The 22,061-nt window shown below is 34.2% G+C and carries 16 protein-coding genes; 7 read left to right on the forward strand and 9 right to left on the reverse strand.

Annotated elements, in window-relative coordinates; genetic code table 11:
• Positions 1-275: 275 nt before the first annotated feature.
• From JI750_RS17935 to JI750_RS17955, 5 genes are all read left to right on the forward strand, one after another.
• Entirely contained in the window at positions 276-2,420 is a 2,145-nt protein-coding gene (locus tag JI750_RS17935; RefSeq protein ID WP_202005404.1) for a S46 family peptidase, read from the forward strand.
• Between the two features lie 192 nt (positions 2,421-2,612).
• Positions 2,613-3,968, forward strand: coding sequence for a UDP-N-acetylmuramate--L-alanine ligase (locus JI750_RS17940; RefSeq protein ID WP_202005407.1), 1,356 nt, complete (start codon positions 2,613-2,615; stop codon positions 3,966-3,968).
• 138 nt (positions 3,969-4,106) lie between these two features.
• A complete protein-coding gene (gene radC / locus JI750_RS17945) occupies positions 4,107-4,796 on the forward strand; it encodes a RadC family protein (RefSeq protein ID WP_202005410.1) in 690 nt (229 codons plus the stop codon).
• 3 nt (positions 4,797-4,799) lie between these two features.
• Entirely contained in the window at positions 4,800-5,486 is a 687-nt protein-coding gene (locus JI750_RS17950; RefSeq protein ID WP_202005413.1) for a YjjG family noncanonical pyrimidine nucleotidase, read from the forward strand.
• On the forward strand, positions 5,486-6,250 hold the full coding sequence (locus JI750_RS17955; protein WP_369410039.1) for a hypothetical protein: 765 nt from the start codon (positions 5,486-5,488) through the stop codon (positions 6,248-6,250). The genes JI750_RS17950 and JI750_RS17955 overlap by 1 nt, the downstream gene beginning before the upstream one ends.
• Before the next feature lie 14 nt (positions 6,251-6,264).
• Here JI750_RS17955 and JI750_RS17960 read toward each other — a convergent pair whose 3' ends face one another.
• A complete protein-coding gene (locus JI750_RS17960; RefSeq protein ID WP_202005416.1) occupies positions 6,265-7,542 on the reverse strand; it encodes a replication-associated recombination protein A in 1,278 nt (425 codons plus the stop codon).
• A gap of 176 nt (positions 7,543-7,718) precedes the next feature.
• On the opposite strand from JI750_RS17960, the gene JI750_RS17965 reads away from it, so the two are divergent.
• Positions 7,719-8,483, forward strand: a complete 765-nt coding sequence (locus tag JI750_RS17965; protein WP_202005419.1) for a rhomboid family intramembrane serine protease — start codon at positions 7,719-7,721, stop codon at positions 8,481-8,483.
• Between the two features lie 57 nt (positions 8,484-8,540).
• On the forward strand, positions 8,541-9,044 hold the full coding sequence (locus JI750_RS17970; protein ID WP_236673092.1) for a hypothetical protein: 504 nt from the start codon (positions 8,541-8,543) through the stop codon (positions 9,042-9,044).
• Between the two features lies 1 nt (position 9,045).
• Here JI750_RS17970 and JI750_RS17975 read toward each other — a convergent pair whose 3' ends face one another.
• The 8 genes from JI750_RS17975 to JI750_RS18010 all read right to left on the reverse strand — a co-directional run bounded on the left by JI750_RS17975 (position 9,046) and on the right by JI750_RS18010 (position 21,980).
• Positions 9,046-9,849 (reverse strand): DUF2490 domain-containing protein, encoded by an 804-nt coding sequence (locus tag JI750_RS17975; RefSeq protein ID WP_202005423.1) that lies wholly within the window; start codon positions 9,847-9,849, stop codon positions 9,046-9,048.
• 52 nt (positions 9,850-9,901) lie between these two features.
• The gene (gene rlmB, locus JI750_RS17980; RefSeq protein ID WP_202005425.1) at positions 9,902-10,636 is read right to left on the reverse strand and encodes a 23S rRNA (guanosine(2251)-2'-O)-methyltransferase RlmB; all 735 of its coding nucleotides are present in this window, start codon (positions 10,634-10,636) and stop codon (positions 9,902-9,904) included.
• An 87-nt stretch (positions 10,637-10,723) separates the two neighbouring features.
• A complete protein-coding gene (locus tag JI750_RS17985; protein ID WP_202005428.1) occupies positions 10,724-11,224 on the reverse strand; it encodes a lipid-binding protein in 501 nt (166 codons plus the stop codon).
• 10 nt (positions 11,225-11,234) lie between these two features.
• Positions 11,235-11,993 (reverse strand): BT_2262 family domain-containing protein, encoded by a 759-nt coding sequence (locus JI750_RS17990; protein ID WP_202005431.1) that lies wholly within the window; start codon positions 11,991-11,993, stop codon positions 11,235-11,237.
• Positions 11,994-12,007: 14 nt separating this feature from the next.
• Entirely contained in the window at positions 12,008-13,456 is a 1,449-nt protein-coding gene (locus JI750_RS17995) for a SusD/RagB family nutrient-binding outer membrane lipoprotein (RefSeq protein ID WP_202005433.1), read from the reverse strand.
• A 16-nt stretch (positions 13,457-13,472) separates the two neighbouring features.
• Complete coding sequence (locus JI750_RS18000; protein ID WP_202005449.1) at positions 13,473-16,667, reverse strand: SusC/RagA family TonB-linked outer membrane protein; 3,195 nt, start codon at positions 16,665-16,667, stop codon at positions 13,473-13,475.
• Positions 16,668-17,229: 562 nt separating this feature from the next.
• Complete coding sequence (locus tag JI750_RS18005) at positions 17,230-18,690, reverse strand: SusD/RagB family nutrient-binding outer membrane lipoprotein (RefSeq protein ID WP_202005452.1); 1,461 nt, start codon at positions 18,688-18,690, stop codon at positions 17,230-17,232.
• An 11-nt stretch (positions 18,691-18,701) separates the two neighbouring features.
• Positions 18,702-21,980 carry a SusC/RagA family TonB-linked outer membrane protein gene (locus JI750_RS18010; protein ID WP_202005468.1) on the reverse strand — a complete coding sequence of 1,093 codons (3,279 nt, stop codon included), beginning with the start codon at positions 21,978-21,980 and terminating at the stop codon, positions 18,702-18,704.
• Positions 21,981-22,061: the final 81 nt, after the last annotated feature.

Raw genomic sequence — 22,061 nt, forward strand, 5'->3', positions numbered from 1 at the left:
AATAAATTGTAAGAAATATTTTATTATATATTTTTTATTTTGAAAGTTTATTTTTATAAATAATGATTTTATTTAAAACTTAAAACTGTTTAATCTGATATTTTTATTAGTTTTTGTGGTTTTACTTTTAAAAATTAAATGTTATTCTATATTTTGTAAAAATTATGAATTTCGCAAAATCAGGTCTTGTTAGATTTATTATGTTTTGTTTATGATTGTAAAGCTTATTTTTTTTGCGAAAATGAGCTATATTCGCATCACTTAAACAAAATAACATGAAAAAAGTAATTTTATTCTTGACTATGTCCCTTATGGCTTTTCCTATGAGAGCCGATGAAGGAATGTGGTTTTTGATGTTTATCGAAAGATTGAACCATAGAGATATGGAAAAAATGGGCTTGCAATTGACAGCCGAAGAAATTTACAGCATTAATCACCATAGCTTAAAAGATGCGATTGTACAGTTCAATGGTGGTTGTACTGCAGAAATTGTTTCAAACAGCGGATTGGTATTGACTAACCACCACTGTGGATATAGTGCAATTGCTGAACTTTCAACTGCAGAACAAAATCATTTGAAAAATGGTTTTTGGGCAAAAAGCCGTTCTGAAGAATTAAAACCTAAATCTTTGTTCGTTCGTTTCTTCGTTCGTATGGATGATGTTTCAAAAAGAATCTTGTCAAAAGTAAATGATACAATGACAGAAACTGAAAGAAACAAAGTTATCCAGCAAGAAATTGCTTTAATTGAAAAAGAGAACAGCGAAAACGGAAAATACACAGTTTCTGTTCGTCCTTTCTTTCAAGGAAATGAATATTACTATTTTGTTTACCAAGATTACACAGACGTTCGTTTAGTAGGAACTCCTCCTGAAAGTGTTGGTAAATTTGGTGGAGATACAGACAACTGGGAGTGGCCTCGTCAAACTGGAGATTTCTCTATGTTCAGAGTTTATGCTGACAAAGACGGAAATCCAGCAGCATATTCTAAAGACAATGTGCCATTACAGCCAAAACACCATTTGCCTGTAAGTTTAAAAGGAGTAAAAGAAAATGATTTTGCCATGATCTTAGGGTATCCAGGAAGAACAAACCGTTGGATGCCAGCTGGAGGAATTGAGCAAAACATTAAATATGCTTATCCTGCATGGGTTGAAGGTGCAAAAACAGGAATGGATGTAATGAAAAAGTATATGGATAAAGATGCAACTGTTCGTTTACAGTACGCTTCTAAATATGCTTCGACTGCAAATTACTGGAAAAACCGTCAAGGTATGATCGATGCTTTAACAAAAGCAGGTACAGTTGATACTAAAACGGAACAAGAAGATAAATTCTATGAGTGGGCTACTAAACCAGCAAACAAAGAAAAGTACGAAAATGTAATACCGACTATCAACGATTATTACAGAGAAACAAACTTAAAAGCACGTCACGATAATTATTTGACTCAGCTTTTACGTACTTCAAGCTATGCAACAGGGCCAGCTAATTTAGGAAATGCATTAATTGCTTATTACAAAGAAAACGATGCTAAAAAAGCTGAAATGCTTCCTAAAATCAATGCAATGGTAGAAAGCATTTATGGAGATTTTTATGCTCCATTAGAAAAAGATGTCCTAACAGCTCAATTGAACTTATATGCTTCTAAAGCTGCTGAGTACGGACTTGCTCCAGAAATTGCAAAAATGAAAACAGCTAATAATGGTGATTTTACTGCAGATGTAGCAAAAGCAACAGAGATTAGTTATTTTACAAGCAAAGAAAAAGTATTGGCATTTTTAGCTGATCCAAAACCATTGGCAATTGTACACGATCCGTTGTATATTATTTCTAATGATTTATTGACAAAATATCGTGCTAAAACAGACGACCAAGCAAAAGCTGATGATGGTTTTGCTGCTGCTTACCGCAAATTGGTTGAAGGTTTAAGAGAATCTAAATTAAATGCGATTAAATATCCAGATGCAAACTCTACTTTGAGATTGACTTACGGAAAAGTTCGTGCTTTACCTGCAGATTCTCGTAACGATGCAAAAATCAACAACTATACTACAATGGAAAGTATGGTTAAAAAATACAAAGCAGGAGATCAGGAATTTGACTTGCCAGCTCGTTTATTAGAGTTGAACAAGAAAAAAGATTTCGGACAATATGCTGATAAAGCAGGTTACATGCCAGTCAACTTCTTAACTGATAACGATATTACTGGAGGAAACTCAGGTTCGCCAGTTCTAAACGGAAAAGGAGAATTAATCGGAATTGCTTTTGATGGAAACATCGAAGCTATGGCTGGAGACGTTATTTTCGATTCTAAATTGCAAAGAACTATCAACGTAGATATTCGTTATGTACTTTGGATTATCGACAAATATGCTGGAGCTAAAAACATTATCGACGAATTGACGATTGCTAAATAATCTTTAGTTCTGATTATAAATATCAAACCCGACAGGATTTAAAAACTTGTCGGGTTTTTTTATTGTCTTCTAATTAATTTATCTCCAAAAGCATATTATATTTCCTTATTTTTGAAAAATAATTATGGAGTTTAATAAGTTATTTGCCATTTCGATTAACCGATTAAACAGTTTAACGATTAAACATTTTAAATGAAAACACATTTCATCGCCATTGGCGGAAGCGCCATGCACAATCTTGCATTAGCATTGCATAATAAAGGATATAAGGTTACAGGGAGTGACGACGCTATTTTTGAACCTTCAAAATCAAGATTAGAAAAAAAAGGAATTCTTCCTGCTGAAATGGGGTGGTTTCCAGAAAAAATTACTTCGGATATTGATGCTATTATTTTAGGAATGCATGCAAAAGCAGATAATCCTGAATTATTAAAAGCGCAGGAATTAGGTTTGAAAATCTATTCTTATCCTGAATTTTTATACGAACAATCAAAAAATAAAACTCGTGTTGTAATTGGAGGCTCCCATGGTAAAACTACCATAACTTCTATGATTCTTCATGTAATGCATTATCATAATATTGAAGTTGATTACATGGTAGGAGCACAGTTGGAAGGATTCGACACGATGGTGCATTTGACTGAGGAAAATGATTTTATGGTTTTAGAAGGCGATGAATATTTATCTTCACCAATTGACAGACGTCCAAAGTTTCATTTGTACCAGCCTAACATTGCTTTAATTTCTGGAATTGCTTGGGATCATATTAATGTTTTTCCAACATATGAAAACTATGTGGAACAGTTTGAGATTTTTATCGAAAAAATTACAAATGGGGGTATTTTAGTATATAACGAAAATGACTCTGAAGTAAAACGTGTTGCTGAAGCAGCAACAAACCCTATTAGAAAAATCGCGTATTCAACTCCAGAATATTCTGTAAGCGATGGCGTGACTTTATTAAAAACTCCAGAAGGCGATATGCCGATTGAAGTTTTTGGAGCACATAACTTGAATAACTTGGCAGGAGCAAAATGGATTTGCCAAAATATGGGAGTTGATGAAGCTGATTTCTACGAGGCAATTGCAAGTTTTAAAGGTGCTTCTAAACGTTTAGAAAAAATTGCTGAAGGAAAAGGAAAAGTAGCTTATAAGGATTTTGCACATTCACCAAGTAAAGTAGCAGCAACAACAAAAGCTGTAAAAGAACAATACCCAAACAGAACTTTGGTTGCTTGTTTAGAATTGCATACTTATAGCAGTTTAAATGCTGAGTTTTTAAAAGAGTATGAAGGCGCTTTAGAATATGCTGATATTGCTGTCGTATTTTATTCGCCAGATGCTGTAAAAATTAAGCAGTTAGAAGAAGTAACTTACGAACAGATTGCTACAGCATTTAACAGAAAAGATTTAATTATTTATACCAATCCAGCTGAATTTAAAGAATATCTATTCAATTTAAATTTAGACAATTCTGCACTTTTATTAATGAGCTCAGGAAATTATGGAGGTTTAAACTTTGATGAGGTTAAAGGTTTGATTAATTAGTTAATGTACTAATTAGTCTATTAGATAATTTGCCGATTGTTTCTACAATCGGCTTTTTTTTTTATTAAAAAAACTTGATTTTATTTTTGAGAGATTTTTCTTCTTTTTTAAATATCTTCGCTTCTTAAAATTATTATTATGGAAGGAGGGCATTTCACTATAAAAAATTGGTCTGATGATGATAAACCTCGCGAAAAGTTAATGCTTAAAGGAAAAGAGGCTTTGAGTGATGCTGAATTGTTAGCAATTTTAATTGGTTCAGGAAGTCGTAACGAATCTGCAGTTGCGTTAAGCCAACGTATTCTAGCTAATGTTGGAGGATTAAACTCATTGGCAAAATTATCTATTGCTCAATTAATGAAATTTAAAGGAATAGGAGAGGCAAAAGCCGTTACAATTATAGCTTCTTTAGAGTTATGCGCACGTCGGAGATCAGAAAAAGCAGTTGAAATAACTAAAATAACTTCAAGTAAAAAAGTTTTCGATTTAATGCAACCCGTAATTGGAGATTTATCTCATGAAGAATTTTGGGTGCTTTTTCTTAATAATTCTAATAATGTGATTTCTAAGGTTCAATTAAGCAAAGGAGGAATTGGCGGTACAACTGTCGATGTGAGATTGATTTTTAAATTGGCGTTTGAGAAATATGCTACCGCCTTGATTCTGTGTCATAATCATCCTTCTGGAAGTTTGATACCTAGTGATGCTGATAAACAAATTACAAGAAAAATTCGTGAGGCAGGAAACAAGTTAGATGTTAAAGTTTTGGACCATGTTATTATAACTGAATCAAAATATTATAGTTTTGTAGATGAAGGAATTTTTTAATACATGAATACCAATATTACCGACATCTTTTTCGATTTAGATCACACGCTTTGGGATTTTGATAAAAACTCAGAAATGGCTTTTGATCGAATTTTCAAAACTAAGTATCAGGAAATCGTTACTCAAGATTTCATTAAAGAATATATTCCGATCAATCAAGAATGCTGGAGATTGTATCAGAATGATAAAATTACGCATCAAGAATTGCGTTATAACCGTTTAAAGTATTCGTTTGATGCTTTAAATTATGTGATTTCAGAAGAGAACATCTTGGAAATTGCCAATGATTATATCGAGTTTTTGACCGATAATAATTATCTCTTTGATGGAGCAATTGAAGTTTTGGAATATCTAAAGCCAAAATATAAACTTCATATCATTACAAATGGATTTGCTAATGTTCAGGAAAAGAAAATTAATAATGCTTCGCTTGGAGGTTATTTTAGCACAATCACAAATTCGGAATTAGCGGGAGTTAAAAAGCCAAATAGTATTATATTTGATTATGCATTAAAACTAGCAAAAACTTCAAAAGAAAACAGCATTATGATTGGAGACGATTTTGAAGCGGATGTAAATGGAGCTTTAAATGCAGGTCTAGACGCTATTTTCTTTAATGAGAAAAAAGTTGACGTTTCAGAAAACTATAAACAAATTAACCATTTATTAGAACTAAAAAAATATTTATAATGATGAGAATTAAATTTTTACTTACTGCAATTTTATGTTCAGTTGTTGGATTTGCGCAGTCTATCAATGATTACAAAGCTGTAATTATTCCTTTGAAATATGAGTTTATGAAGACTGATAATCAATATCGTTTGGCAACTTTAAGTAAACAAAATTTGACTAAATGTGGTTTTGAAGCTTTTTATTCAAATGAGCAGCTTCCTGATGGTTACACAGATCGTTGCCAAGTTTTATATATTGATGTAATAAAAGATAGCGCATTTTTAGTTACTAAGCTTATAGTACAATTTAAGGATTGTTTTGGCCAAGTAGTTTTTACTTCTGAAGTAGGAAAAAGCAGAGAGAAAGAATATGAAATAGCTTATAAAGAAGCGTTAGAAGATGCTTTTAAGGGAGTCTTTGCTTTGCATTATAAATATAGCGGTACTCCAGTTGCAACTTCAAGAACATCTGCTCCTGTAAAAACAGCTGTAGCTACAAGTGCGGTTGCTACTGTTGCTGCAACTCAAGTTGTTGCTGCATCTGCACCAGATTTAAAAGATCCAAATTTGTTATATGCTCAACCAACTGAATCTGGTTACCAATTGATTGATAAAACACCAAAAGTGGTTATGAAACTTTTCAAAACTTCGCAACCAAATGTTTATATCGCTACAAAAGATAATGTTCAAGGTTCTTTGATCTTAAAACAAGATGGACAATGGTATTTTGAGTCTTATCAGAATGACAAATTAGTTTCAGAAAAAATTGTAGTGAAATTCTAAATATAAAATATGGTTTAATAGCCGTATTTATCTTTCCAACGGTTCTTTAAAAATTCGCGGGTACTGTTCTCTCTAGAATTGTTTCCAGGATTATAAAGAACCGTTTTCTTTATAGCATCTGGCAGAAATTCTTGCTCTGCAAAATTATTTGCATAATCGTGCGAATATTTATATTCATCACCATATCCTAATTCCTTCATCAATTTAGTCGGTGCATTTCGCAAGTGAATCGGGACTGGTAAATCGCCGGTTTGTTTTACCAATTGCTGTGCATTTCCAATTGCCATATAAGAAGCATTACTTTTGGGAGAAGTAGCTAAATAAATTGCGCATTGGCTTAATATGATACGGCTTTCGGGATATCCAATTGTAGTAACAGCCTGAAAAGTATTATTGGCCATTATGAGTGCAGTTGGGTTAGCATTGCCAATATCTTCGCTTGCCAAAATAAGCATTCTTCTAGCGATAAATTTTACATCTTCACCACCTTCGATCATTCTGGCCAGCCAATAAACAGCTCCATTAGGATCACTACCACGAATAGATTTTATGAAGGCAGAAATGATATCGTAATGCTGTTCGCCAGTCTTGTCATAAAGAACCGTGTTTTGTTGCACAAGTTCTAAAACACGATTGTTGGTAATTGTAATTTCATCACCAGCTGAAGCATTAACGACAAGTTCAAATACATTTAAAAGTTTTCTTCCATCACCACCAGAAATACGCAATAAAGCTTCTGTTTCTTTTAAATTTATTTTTTTTGTTAATAAATAAGTGTCAGTTTTCATTGCGCGCTCTAAAAGAGCCTCTAAATCGGCTTTTGTAAAAGCATTTAGTATGTAGACTTGGCAACGTGACAATAATGCAGGAATCACTTCAAAACTTGGGTTTTCGGTAGTAGCACCGACTAAGGTTATCCAGCCTTTTTCTACGGCGGCTAAAAGTGAATCTTGTTGTGATTTGCTAAATCGATGAATCTCATCAATAAAAAGAATAGGATTTTTAGCTGTGAAAAGTCCGCCACTTTGTTTTGCTTTATCAATAACATCGCGAATGTCTTTTACGCCAGAATTTATGGCACTTAGAATATAAAAAGGTCTTTTTGATTCTTGAGCAATAATTTGGGCCAAGGTCGTTTTTCCTGTACCAGGAGGTCCCCAGAAAATTAATGAAGGAATTATTCCTTTTGATATTTGCTGTGTTAAAGAACCAGTTGGTCCAACCAAATGTTGTTGGCTTATGTAATCTTCTAATTTTTGCGGACGAATACGCTCTGCTAAAGGTGCTTCCATAGATACAAAATTACTATTTTAAGATTTAAATTTCATTCATTCAAAAGTTAAAACAGTTCACAGAGAGAAGGATTGTTCTGATTTGAGACAATTTTTTATCTTGGTATGACAAAATATCAGTAAAATATTTTTGGATAGTTTTTTGAGTTCTGTTAGATGTTATTTTCTAAAAAAATATGAGCGACACTAATTTTAAGTTTTCAAATTCAGTTATCGGACTTCCATTATTTTTTGTCCTTTTTTTATGGGTTGTATATTGGCTTCAAATCCGGTTTGATTTTGATTTTTATCGATACGGAATTTATCCTCGAGATTTTTTAGGGCTTCGGGGTGTTTTGTTCAGTCCTTTTATTCACGAAAATCTAGATCATTTATACAATAACAGTATTCCGCTTCTAATACTGCTGGCGGCGATGCAGTTTTTTTATCCAAAACAGACTTTAGGAGTTATTGGCTACGGTATTATATTTTCAGGATTGATTACTTGGGTGGTAGGAAGAGAGAATTTCCATATTGGTGCCAGCGGATTAATTTATGTTCTGGTTAGTTTTATTTTCTTCAAAGGCATTCAAACTAAATATTACAGATTGGTGGCTTTGTCCTTAACTGTAATTCTACTCTATGGCGGAATGATATGGTATGTCTTTCCAGATGTTGATCAGTCTATTTCCTGGGAAGGACATCTAGCTGGACTTATTACGGGTTTTGTTTTGAGTTTACTTTACAAAGCACCCGAATACGCAAAACCAATCGTTTACGATTGGCAACGTCCAGATTTTGATCCAAGCGGTGATCCGTTTATGAAGCATTTTGATGAGAATGGAAATTTTGTTCCTCTTTCACATGAAGATGAAATGGAGGAGGAGTACTTTTCGTCTAGCCATCCTGTAAATTATATTTTAATTAAAAAAATAGAGCATGAAGAAGAAACAGACCAATAATTTTCTTTGATATAAAAAGAGTAAATTTGTTTAGGTAACAATTTAAATTTGAACATTATGAGAATAAAGTTTATCGTTTTGTTTTCGTTTTTTGTTTTTAATGCAAAGGGCATTGCTCAATGTGAAATAAAGAATAGGGTGCAAGCAGACGGAAGTATGGTCTACTATTTTGAACCAGCAGTCTTTTATACAACAAAAACAAAATCGTTAAAAATTAATATTGTTACAGACAAAGAACATTATTTTGTTGCACTGCAACCCACACCATTTCCAGATAAGAAAGTGGGAAAAAAAATTAAAGATGATTTAGTAATTCATCTTTCAGATAACAAGACTTATAAGTTAGTGCATTACGATACTCAGTATAGACGTAACGATTCTATAATGCAGGTTCTTTATTTGATTGATGATAAAGATCTAAATGCGTTTTCTAATTACGAAGCTGTTAGCGCAGAAATTAATATGCAGGGAACTGAATTTGTGCGAAGCTATAACTTTAAGCTTCATAAAAATGCTATTGTTGAACAGCTTAAATGTTTTTTGAAGAAAGAAGAAAACTAAATTATTCTTCGTCTTTTGCTTCAGGATGTTTTTTGGCTTCGATCTTCTTTTTAAGATTTCGAAAGAAATTATTGAAGGTTATTGTAAGTGAGGCGGCATTGGTGGTTTGATTTCCGTCATTTCTTGGTAAATATTCGTTGCAATAAGTTAGTTCTACCTGAAAATCATCTGAGAATAAATAGCCAGCACCTATATTCAGTCGATTCCTATCAAAGAAATTTCCACCAGTAACATTTGCTCCTGATTTAAAATAGAGTTCATCTGAAGCAATCGCATATACAACACCACCTCTTAATATTTTACTATTAATTGGCTGTATATATTTAATTTGCTGACGATATCTAAAAACATTCTCATAATTATCGTCTTCATTTTGAATATGACGATATTCGGTACGCATTCTTGTGCTTAAAGTATAACCCGTTTTATGAAAGTAATAAATGCCTTGAAGTGCGAAACGCCATTCTGGAGATTCGAACTGACCAATTTCAGGGACGTCTCTATTGTTAAAATAGGCGATGAAAGCCGAAAATTTCCATCTAGGTGAAAAGTAATAATGACCCCAGCCTCTAATAGATCTTTGGATAGTATTTTGGAATAAGTTTGCTGATGATTCAGTGCTGCTATAAGCTGCGGCAAAATCTATTTCAGTTGCCCACTTTTTACTCAAAGTTGTGTTAAACTGAATTTCATTCCAAAACTGATTATATGTAGTGTTTTGTCCGTAGCTGTTTGTAATTAGTAAAACTACAAACAGACATCGGAATATTATAATTTTTGATTTTGAATTAGATTTTGAAAGCATTAATTAAAGGTATTTAATTATTTCATTCGCATCTTAATCTTTCAATTTGTTTTTATGTTCTTTGGCGAACAGCTTCGTATAGAAAAGCGCCACAGGCAACAGATACGTTTAAAGATCCAATTGAACCAAACATTGGCAATTTGGCTTTTTCATCTACTATTTTTAGAACAGAAGGATTTATTCCTCGGTCTTCAGATCCCATAATAATAGCTACTGGTTCAGATAATGATATGTCGTATATGTTTTGATCTGTTTTTTCGGTTGCGGCAACTGTTTTTATTCCAGAACCTTGCAAGTAAAAAATAGCGTCTTTTATGTGTTCAACCTTGCAAATAGGCACGTTGAATACAGCTCCAGCAGAAGTCTTAACTGTGTCTCCGTTTACTGGAGCAGAACCCGCTTTTTGTACAATGATTCCATTTACACCAGTACATTCTGCTGTTCTAATAATAGCACCAAAATTTCTAGCGTCTGATATTTGATCTAATATAAGGAAAAGAGGTTTTTTACCTGACTCAATAGTAGATTCAACTAAATGTTCTAAATCGATAAAACCAATGGGAGAGATCGTTGCTACTGCACCCTGATGATTATTTGGAGTAAGGCGGTTTAGTTTTTCTACAGGAACATAAGAAAAATTAACGTTTGCACGTTTCATTACTTTCATTAAGTCTTTCATAAGCTCTCCAGAAATATCTTTCTGAATGAAAACTTTGTCTACTTCTTTTCCTGCTTGAATTGCTTCTATGATGGCTCTAATGCCAAATATTTGATGTTCTTTTTCCATTGGACAAATATAGGTAATATGTTTATATAAAAAAACCACCCCAAATTAATGGAGTGGTTTAATATTTAGACTACTTGAATTAAAATCCTAGTATTCGTCTTCGTAGAAACCAGTTCTTTTGTGACCTTCATAAAGGATATCATACCCATCATCATCATAATCAAAGTGAGCTCTGAAAGAGATTTTATCTACTTTATGACCGCCTTTAGAAACAGCAGCTCCTTTTTCGATTTTCCCGTCAGTGATTGTAACTTTAGTTCCAGGGTCCTGAATGTTATCAGCAGCAGTTGCTTTAAATGTTCCGGTTTTAGTATCAACCTCTACTTTACATTTGATATAATAACCACGTTTAGCATCATCAATCCACATTGTGTTGTCGTTTGCAGCAGTATTATATGTTGAGTGTAAAGCGTGTTCAACAACTACATGACCATCACTATCTGTTAGAGTGATGTACCAGTCTCCTGCCATTGATTCTACAGATGTTCCTCCCGGATCTGTGTCACCCACTTCATCGCAAGATACAAATGCCGTAAGTACAAACATTACTGCAAGTACACGAGTTATATTTAGTTTTAATTTTTTCATTTTAATAATTTTAAAGTTGTACTTGAGTTAATGTTGCAACAAACTTATAATTAGTTGCCGCATCGGCAGCCCAATCAGTTGTTAGTACAAGTGTTTTGCTATCTGCATCAACAGTTAAACCTGATATTTTTGCAGATCCTCCGAAATAATCACATACTGGAATTCCAGGGAAAGTAAACTCACCAGTAGAAATATCACCTGTAATTGTTCCTCCTACAGCAGCAGAAGTTACACCAATATTTCTTGAGATATCATACCATCCTCCAAAAGCATCAGATACTTGGAAAGAACCATCAGCGTTTTTCCAGATATAAATATATTTAACATTTTCTGAACTTCCTTGAGACGCAGGCATTAGTTGGCCATTTCTCTTAGTTGTAGCAATGTAAACACCTTCAATACTAGTTTTAAGATCTCCAGTTTTGTATACAATTACTTTTCTTGTACTATTACCTGGAAAACCATCTACGTTTGTAGCGCTGTAAGTTTCAGTGTACTCGTCAATTTTACTGGTGTCAAGAGTCTTAGCCCCTCTATATTTTCCAGCAAAAGTGATAGCAAAAGGAATGTCTTGGCCGTTTTCAGTAACAGTAGCTCCTGGCTCAGTATATGTCGAACCTAATTCAACAAATTCTGTACTTTCGCCATTAAGTTCAAATACAGGGTAATTTGTAACCCTAGACACGTTTGCGCTTGAATCAGCATCACAAGAAGTAAGTAGCAAACCACTAACTACTACTGTCATCAGTTTTATGAATATATTTTTCATTTCGTAAATTTTAATTAGTTAACATCCCACCAAACTGGGTCTGTGATCGCCTTAAGAGCAGGTGCATTTGGATTTCTTGTTTTTACACTATTAGGTAAAACAACTCTTTTTGGGAATAAGTTTCCTGTTTGGCTGTTTACAGAAATTGCAAATTGTCCAGGTACGTAAGATTCACTTGTTTGAGCCACTGCAGATACTTTAGGGTATCCTGTTCTATTTTGTTCAAAGAAAGATTCGTATCCATTTCCAGGGAAACTAGCGATCCATTTTTGAGTGATAATAGCTTCGATTTGAGCAGCAGTTCCTGTTGCAGGGAATTCATATTTACCTGCAGGGTCAGTGAAAGGCTTAGCAGCAGCTGCACCAGCTGCAGCAGAACCATAGTACTTAGTGAAGTTTGCAGCAACTCCTAAATTATATTTTGCTTGAGCTCCAGCGCCTCCATAATATCTTACAAGAGCTTCTGCCTGTAAGAAGTAGCTTTCTTCAGCACTAATAAAATAGAAAGGAGTAGTTGCTTTTAAGGTAACTAAAGAAAGATTAGTTGCACTATTTAAGAAATCTCCTTGATTATTAGGATTTCCCGCTCCATAGTATAAATCTTTACGTGGATCAACATTAACTTGTAAGTAAGAATATAACGTTTTACTAGCTCTAAGGTTTCCAGTAGTATTTAACTGTCTTCTGTCAGTTTCATATAATGGGTTACTTCTGTCTGCAGCATCTTCAAATTGAGTCATTGCAGCGTCAACATCTAAAAATTCAGCACCTGAATTAATTAATGTAGTAATTCCTGTTTGAGCTAATGAAGGATCTACTTCTGTTAATCTTGTATATAATTTCAACAATAAAGTATTACCAAATTTTGTCCAATTTTCCATATTTCCACCAAAGATGAAATCATCGTTACCTGGATTGTCGCCATTAGAAGCATTTAGATCTTTTGATAATGCCAATTTTAAATCAGCAATCATTAAGTCATAAGTTTCTTTACCTGTATTGAATTTAGGATATAAGATAGTTGTATTGTTTGCCTCTGCATAAGGAATAGCATCGTATGTGTCTGTTAAAACTTGTGAAGCTTCAACTTCTAATACAGTAGCCATTAGAAAATATTTTGTATTTCCTTCAGCAAGAGCTTGTTGTTTTACAGTTCTAATATCATTTAACGCATCATACATTGCTGCATATGCAGCTTGATAATCGTTAGTTCCAATACTGTACTGGTCAACGTCTTTGTATTGATTAGAAGTATTGTTTTGTGTCCAGAATTGAGACCAAAATCCGCCAATTAAAGCGTAATATGATCCCTGTGCACCTGCTAAACCTGCGATTCCCGCAGGAAAAATAGTGCTATTTGCTTGTCCCGGAGGTAATAAATCCGGATCTCTATTAATGTCAAATGTATCATCACACGACACTAGTAAGAAAAGAGCTGTTATTATTGTTGCTATCTTTTTCATTTTATGATATATTTTTTTAGAATGATAATTTTAAAACTCCACCTACTGATCTTTGTGATGGGTTAGCTCCAAATTCTCCTAAATCTGAAAGTACACCAGTTCCGTAAGTACTTACCTCTGGATCAACATAAGGATTGTCTCCTGGAGTCCACATAAATAAGTTTCTTGCATAAACACCAACTGTAATTTTGTTTAATCCCATGTTTTTGCTAAGTGCAGAAGGGAAATCGTAGTTTAAATTTACCTCTCTTAGACGTACAAAAGTTTTGTCAATTACGTGATTTTTTTCGTATCCAGTGTTAGTTTGTGTATTGTAATAGTTAGCTACGTTAGCAAAAGAAACTGGAGTTGTGTTTTCTACATAAGTTACAGAACCATCTGCAGCAACAACTTCGTTTACAGAATTAGGCACAATGAAAGGGTTTCTATCATTGTAAGTAGTTTCAATACCATTTCCTACGAAATGCGCCAATCTTTTTGTATAAGAATACATTTCTCCTCCTTGTTTCCAGTCTAGAGAGAATCCTAAATTAAAGTTTTTGTATTTGAAAGTATTTTGTAATCCCATTACGAAATCGCGTTGAGAGTTTCCAATATTTTGAGCTTCAGAACTAGCTAAGTTAACACCATTTGTTTTACTTACAATTGGTTGACCAGCTTCATTTGTTTTTGGTACTAGTGAGTAGTATGATCCAATTGGTTCTCCTTTTACAGCTCTAAAAAATACGTTATAAGCTGGTGCTAGATCAACGTATGGAAGTCCACCGTTTATTTCAGTTACTTCGTTCCAGTTTTTAGTAAACGTGTAAGTTAAATTCCAAGTAAAGTTTTGGTTTTTGATTGGGCTTGCAGTAAGAGAAAGCTCAATACCTTTATTTTGGATTGTAGCAGCGTTAATTGTTTTTTGTGTATAACCAGTAGATGGATCTAAAGGTAAGTTAACAATTGCGTCTTTAGTTGTTTTGTGGTATACAGCCACATCATAACTGATTCTGTTTTTTAAGAATGATCCTTCAGCACCAAGCTCGTATTCAACAGTAGTTTCTGGTTTTAACTCTGGGTTACCAAGTCTACCGTTAGATTCGTAAAAACTAACTCCTCCAATTGGAGATGCAATAATACCAAAGTTGGCAGCAGCAGATCCAGGGATATAAGAATTTGCTGTTCTATAAGGATCTGTGTCATTTGCAATTTTAGAAGCAGCACCTCTTAATTTCAAGAAAGTATCTCCATTGTCGATTACAATTGCACCTAAAGATAACGATGGGTAAAAATAAGCATTGTTTCCTATTGGTAATGTAGATGTAATATCTTCTCTACCTGTAATAGTAGCAAAATATCTGTTTTTGAAAGCAAATTCTGCAGAAGCGTAAACTGCTCCAGTTTTTCTTACACTATTAGATTGCGTAATTGTTGGTCTAACAGCAGAGTTGGAAAGTTCATAATATCCAGGAATACCTAAGTTAGTAATTGTATTGAATAATTGATCAGACTCTCTTTTGTTGAAGTTAACACCACCTAAAAGGTTTAATGTCCAATCTTCGCTTAAGTTTGTGTTGTAGTTTAAGTTGAAGAATGTGTCAAATTCAGAAAATTCAGATCTTCCTTCAGTAACTCCACCAACTGTTAAGCTTCCTGCAATGTCTTGTGGGCTTCCTGGTAAATAGTCAACAATAGCTCCATAACTTTTGAATCTTTCAGTTCTAACGTTACCACCAATTTGCCATGTAGCAGTTAATTTGTCAGTAATTTTGTAGCTTAAGTTAGCATTACCAAAAAAGTTACCACCATAAATTTTTGTGCTATTCTCGTTAATTGAGAAATATGGATTTGTAGCGTAAGGAGTAAAGTAATAAGAAGGAGAGTTGAAAGGATTATTTTTGTAATCTTTCAAGTCTACAATACTTACATCAGTAGGGATTTGTAATAAATCTTGTTGTAATGTAGAACCTTGTCCAGCATCATCACCTTGACCAGTGTTTACAACACTTTGATCTTTGTAGATATAGTTTAAAGAAGTTCTTAAAGTAAATCTTTTACCTTTTAAACCTCCATTGAAACCAATAGATTGTTTTCTGTATTCATCAGCATCAGTTGGTACAACACCATCACTGTTTACATTTGAAAATACTAAAGAGAAATCAGATGTATCTCCACCACCGCTTAAGTTTACAGATTGTGTAGACATAACACCTGTGTTGTAGAAGTCTCTAACATTGTTTTTTAAAGCCACATAAGGTTTAATTTGTTGGCTGTTGTTGTAAACAGATCCCCATGGTCTTATTTCTCCATTGAATGCAGGTCCCCAAGAACCATTTTCATTACTGTAAGAGTTAGATCCTGAGTAACCTACTCCATTCCAACCTTGTCCAAATTGAGTTTGGTTATGTGGAACTCTAGCTACTTCACTTAACTCTGTAGAAGCAAGCATGTCAACTTTAATTCCGCTGTTTGATTTTCCTTTTTTAGTTGTAATGATGATAACACCACCACCAGCTCTTGATCCATATAAAGCAGAAGCAGCAGCACCTTTAAGTACTGTCATACTTTCAATATTGTTAGGGTCAAGGTCACTAACACCGTTACCAGCATCGTAAGATCTTGTAGAAGTAGCTACTCCATTATTTCCTGTACCTGTTGGTGTATTGTTGATTGGTGTTCCGTCAATTACATAAAGAGGTCCGTTATTTCCTGTAATTGTGTTCAATCCACGAATAACAACTTTTGTAGAAGCTCCTGGTTGAGATGGAGCAGTAATGTCAACCCCAGCGATTTTTCCAGAAAGAGTTTCAAAAGGGTTCGCATTAACTACTTGAGTAATTGCGTCTGATTTTAAAGTTGTTGTTGCATATCCAAGAGATTTTTTCTCTCTTTTGATACCAAAAGCTGTTACAACAACACCTTCAAGTTCTTGTGCTCCTGCATCTGCCATTTTAACATTTACAGTAGATGAACTTGCAGCCACTTCTTGAGTTTTCATCCCAATGTAGCTAAATACCAAAACTTGGCTTGGTGACACTTTGATCGAGAATTTACCATCAAAGTCAGTTTGTGTTCCTGTTTTAGTTCCTTTAACTAATACACTAACACCCGGTAAAGGCATTCCTGCATTATCAGAAACTGTACCAGAAACAGCTCTTTCTTGCGCAAAAGAAAGTTGCGCGACTAGTACTAATAAAAGCACTAAGAATCCATTGAACTTTAGTTTCATTTTTAAATATTTTGAATTAGTCCGACAAAAATCTTAATAATTTGTTAATCTACCTAATATAAAAAGCTTTTTTTTTAGTTAAATAATGATTTTAAGGTTAGATTTTGTTGTTTTATCGATTATAATCAGCTAAAAATTACAAAACCGTAATTTTTAGTGTTAAATTTGATAATAATTAAAAATTTTATCAACCCTTCAAATGTTAAATTTATAGATGAAGGGTGTTTAAATGTTTTTTTTATAACTTTTATCTTAAAAAAACGTCAAGGCAAAACGGTAAATTTTGTTAAAAAACCGTGAACCTTTAATATTCAGGATTAATACAGGCATAATGTAATTATGTTATTATACTTTTTCTGAACATAAAACAAAATCTTTTGGGTTTTATACAGATTGAAAATATTCTCTTCTTTTTAATGATTTTGATAACTTTTTGTTTTGTGTTTTCTGATATCACTCCAATAATTTGACTCAATGTAAAATTAAAGTTAAGAGGTTTTGAAATAAAAAGCGGTGGCATGTATTATGCAACCGCTTTTCGTTTTTTATAATTTTATAGATTTTAGAACTTATCCCAAAACAATTTAGTTTCAACAGCGTCACCCCCAATTGCGACACTTGCTTCTGTATAGCTTGCTTTATTTAGTGACTGCTCAATAATTGGGTAGGTATAGCGCATTGGAAAACCTGATACAGCATCTGGCGGTGCAACCAATACAGGAAAGTCTAATCTTCTGTAGAATGACCATCCTTCAAATGAGTTATTATAAAAAGCGATCCAGCTTTGAGTTCCTATTTTCTGTTTCCAAGTTCCTGTAGCAGTTGTATAGGCAACATCAGGATTCGTTAAATAAGTTGTAGCATCAGCTTCGGTTCCTCCCCAATCTAAAATAGAAGCGGTTATTGCTGCATTATAGTGTGCTTCTGCATTTGCAGGAGTTCCATATAAAGATCTTTCAGCGGCTTCTGCTAATAGGAATTCGGCTTCAGCATAGTCTAAAATTGTTCCTGGAAAATCCGGAGCCTGAATTGTTGGTGTAATGTGTGTGTTTTGTGAAAATGAATTTGCAGATCCATTCTCTCCACCTATATATTCTATTTCCGGAGTCGATGGGTCATCCATATTGTTGTCAAAGTATTTTGCACGTCTTGGGTCACTCAAATTATTCATCATATCTATTATAGTGCTAGTTGGAACAAAATCGTCACGACCACTTGCAACAAGATCTACATATAGCGGATTAGTGTTCGGTGTAGCTGTAAGATATTTTAGGTCTGCATTGTCGAGATTTGATGTGAATACAAATGGAGCGGCACTTGATACAGTAGCTTGAGCCAATGCACTTTCGGAAGGAATATCAGAAATCGTTATACCCATTCTTAATTTTAGAGTGTTTGCAAACTTAATCCATTTTGCTACATCACCTCCGTATATTCTGTCATTGTCCCCGAAGCTTTTGCCACCAGTATTTAGTTTCGCTATTGCATTGTTTAATCTGCTGATTAGATCTTTGTAAATTGTCAAGCCGTCATCGTACTTTGGTGTTTTGTAGTTAAGATCTATGGCTTGAGAATATGGAATATTGCCGAATGTCTCAACTAATACCGCATAAGTGTAAACATTTAAAACCTCTATGATTGCAAGTTTGTTTTGTTTGTCTAAAGGATTTTCTGTTAAGCCAAGCGGAGTATTAGTAATATTGATAGCGCTTTGATCTAAGTCTTTTAGTACATCTTTGTACAGGAATTGCCAGTGTTGTTCTGGGATTGTTCTTGTAACTAAGTCGTAATTACTTTCGTCTGTGTAAACTGTCTCTGTAAAATATTGATTAATTAGTCTGAATATATTATTGTTGACATTTGTGTTTGTCATTTGGTCTACCAAACTTTTTTGCGCACTTGTAAACAGAGCTTCTCCTGGTACATTTGATGGGTCTTTTACATTCACATTTAATTTTTCTATATCATCAGAGCAGGACGAGAATGTTACTGCGGTTAGTATGATTATAAATATCTTTTTCATGATTTCTTGTTTTAAAATTGGATTTTAATGTTGAAGCTAATGTCTCTTGTAGATGGTAAAGATCCTGTTGAGTAGCCTTGCAAGTTACCTGCTCCTAATCCTGATTCTGGATCTGCATCTGGTAAGTTTTTGTGTATAATCCAAAGGTTTGTTCCAACAACGCTAAAGCTCATTCCGTTCATGAATGTATTTTTTAATACTTTTTCTGGTAAAGAATATGTGATTGCTGTTTGTCTTAGTTTGATATAGCTTGCGTCATATACAAATGCCTCATCTGGTAAGCCTCTTCTATAACCTTGAGCGCCAAATCGGCTTGCCTCAATTCTGGTAGTGTTTGGGGTGCCATCTGGATTTACTCCTGGATTTATAAATCCTCCGCTATCAGATCCAGAAGTTAATGGATTTCTGATAGGGTTTCCAAGTTCATTTAAATATGCAGTGTCGTCTGGCAGACCTGTTGCTAAACCATAATAACGGTCTAGTGAAAATATCTGTCCGCCTTTTTGCATGTCGATTAAGAATTCAAGCGAAAAGTTTTTGTAAGTGAATTTGTTATTTAAACCTGCTGTGTAATCTGGATTTGCATTTCCAATCGCATTATCAGATGTTGAAGTTTTTATATATTGGCCATTACTTGGATCAACAACTCGTTGTCCGTTTAAGTAAGTATATTTTGTGCCATATATTACGCCATATGGCTGCCCGATAGCGGCATTTATTGTTACACCTCCTTGAAAAGATCCTAGTTGCAGATTATCAATTCCGTCTAACAGGTCTAATACTTTGTTTCTGTTTCTGGCAAAGTTTAAGTTTATGTCCCATGAAAAAGTGTCTGTTTTTATAGGTGTACCACTTAAAGTTATTTCAATCCCTTTGTTTTCAATTTCTCCAGCATTAATCAATTCGTATAAGTATCCTGTAGAGGCAGTAAGTCTTAAAGGGATTATTTGATCGATTGAATTTGATTTGTAATAAGAGAAATCAAATCCTAATCTCTTTTTAAAGAAAGAAAGTTCTAGACCTGCTTCGTAACTTTTTGTACGCTCTGGTTTTAGGTTCGGATTGTTTTTCGTGTCTTTTACTGATGCTGATGCTGCTCCAAATGCTGTGTTAACTGCATAGGTGTCTAGGACTCTATCAAAACCAGGGCTGTTTCCAACTTCTGCATAATTAAGTCTTACTTTTCCAAAGGATAGCCAATCTGCTTTTACAAATTTAGAGAATACAAAACTAGTTGAAACGGAAGGATAGTAGTAAGTGCTATTTGCTTCTGGAAGAGTTGAAGAGTGATCCCTTCTAATTGTTCCTTCAAGAAATAAGTAATCTTCATAACCAAAAGATGCGCTGCCGTAAAGACCGTCTACGCCTATTGCTTCATCTCTTTCAACAGGTGCTAATAGTGGGCTTACTGTGTTTTGTAAAGAATATAATTTTGGTATAGCAAGTCCGCCGTTTGTTGCTGCGAATATTGAATTGTAGTAGCTTCTTCTAATGTTTACTCCGACAACACCTTTCAGATTTAATTTTTCGGTAATGTCTGTGTTGTAATTTAGCATAAAGTCATAGTTGTATTCGCTGAATCCAATGTTTTTACGTGAGTAACCTGATGATGCTGGATTTCTATTAAGGGAGCCGTCGCCACCTCCAGTTCCAATACCAAAATCAACAGGTACACTTCCAATAGCTCTTCTTTCTTCTTGTAGCTCATCATATGTATCAACAGAAATTCGGCCAAAAGCATCTAGCCAATTTGCAATCTTATAGTTTAAAGAAACGTTTCCAATGAATCTGCTTCTGCTATCTGATTCGTAATTTTCATAGCGTTGAAAGTATGGGTTGTCCCAAAATGCTGGAGTAGGATCCTGATAAGACTTTGGATTCCATGTTACATTGCGTCCTGTAAGTTCATAAGCTTGTCTTAGACTTTTTATGTCAACATTGGTTTGCCACCATTGTCTAAAATTACCAGCAATATTGTCATTGTATCCTGTGCTGTTTCTACCAATTGTACTTGTTTTTGTAAAGTTTCCATATCCAGCTACAGTCAATCTTTCGTTGATAAGAGTAGATGCGTTCAAAGTGAAAGTATTTCTCTTTAAGCTACTGTTTGGCAATAAGCCAGTTTGGTCAAGGTTATTAGCTCCTATTCTAAGATAACCATTTTCTAAACCTTTGTCGATTGAAATAGAATTGGTAAGGGCTACTGGTTTTTGGAAAAAAGTAATTGGGCCATTTTTTGCTGCCATCCAAGGTGTGGCTTTCATGTAATTTGGGGATTCAGGGTAAAATGCATCCCATTGGTAAACCATTAAATTTGGATTAAAAGCTTGTCCATAAGAAGCGTCTTCTGTTAATGGGGTTACATTGTCTAATACCCCGTCTCCATTTATATCGATACGATCTAAATACGAATCTTCGTCAGGACCATAATAAGGACCATATCCAGCACCATATTGGTTTTGATATTTTATGAAAGTGCTTTTGTCTACAGAGCCAATTGTTACGCCTGAATTAACGGTGATGGAATAGCCTTTGGCTTTTTTGTTTCCTTTTTTTGTTGTTATAACAACAACACCATTAGCGGCTCTTGATCCATAAAGCGCACTGGCAGCAGAGCCTTTAAGTACATTGATAGATTCAATGTCTTCAGGGTTGATGTCTGATGCTGCACTTCCGTAATCATAACCTGCTCCTGATTGTTCCTGATCTCTTGTGTTTGAGTTGTTATTGCTTACAGGAACTCCATCAATTACAAATAATGCTTGGTTGTTTCCTGTTAGAGAAGAATTTCCTCTAATTACAATATTGGTGGAACCTCCAAAGTTTGTGGTTCTTTTTACCTGTACTCCAGATACTTTTCCTGATATTGCATTTACGAAGTTGTCGCTTTTAACTGCGGCTAGGTTCTCTCCTTTAACTTCTTGCGTTGCATAACCGAGAGATTTTTTCTCTCTTGATAATCCTAAAGCTGTAACAACAACTCCTTCTAGCTGTTGTGCGTCGCTTGATAGTTTAGCATTAATTTTTGTTGAGCTAGCTGGAAATTCTTGGGATTTCATTCCAATGTAGCTAAAAACTAAAACTTGACTTGGTGTTGCTTTGATAGAATATTTTCCATCAAAATCTGTTTGTGTTCCAGTTTTTGCTCCTTTTATTAATACACTCACGCCTGGTAATGGCATATTTGCATCATCGGTTACAATACCTGAAACAGTTCTTTCTTGCGCAAAGGTTAGCTGCGCGATTAGTGCTAGTGAAAACACTAAGAATCTGTTAAACTTTGGTTTCATATTTGTCAAATATTTTGAATTAGTAGTGTAATATTCGTAATTTCTTACTAAAATTCCTAATATTTTGTTAACAGATTTTTG

Source organism: Flavobacterium tagetis, assembly GCF_016735615.1.
Taxonomy (GTDB): Bacteria; Bacteroidota; Bacteroidia; order Flavobacteriales; family Flavobacteriaceae; genus Flavobacterium; species Flavobacterium tagetis.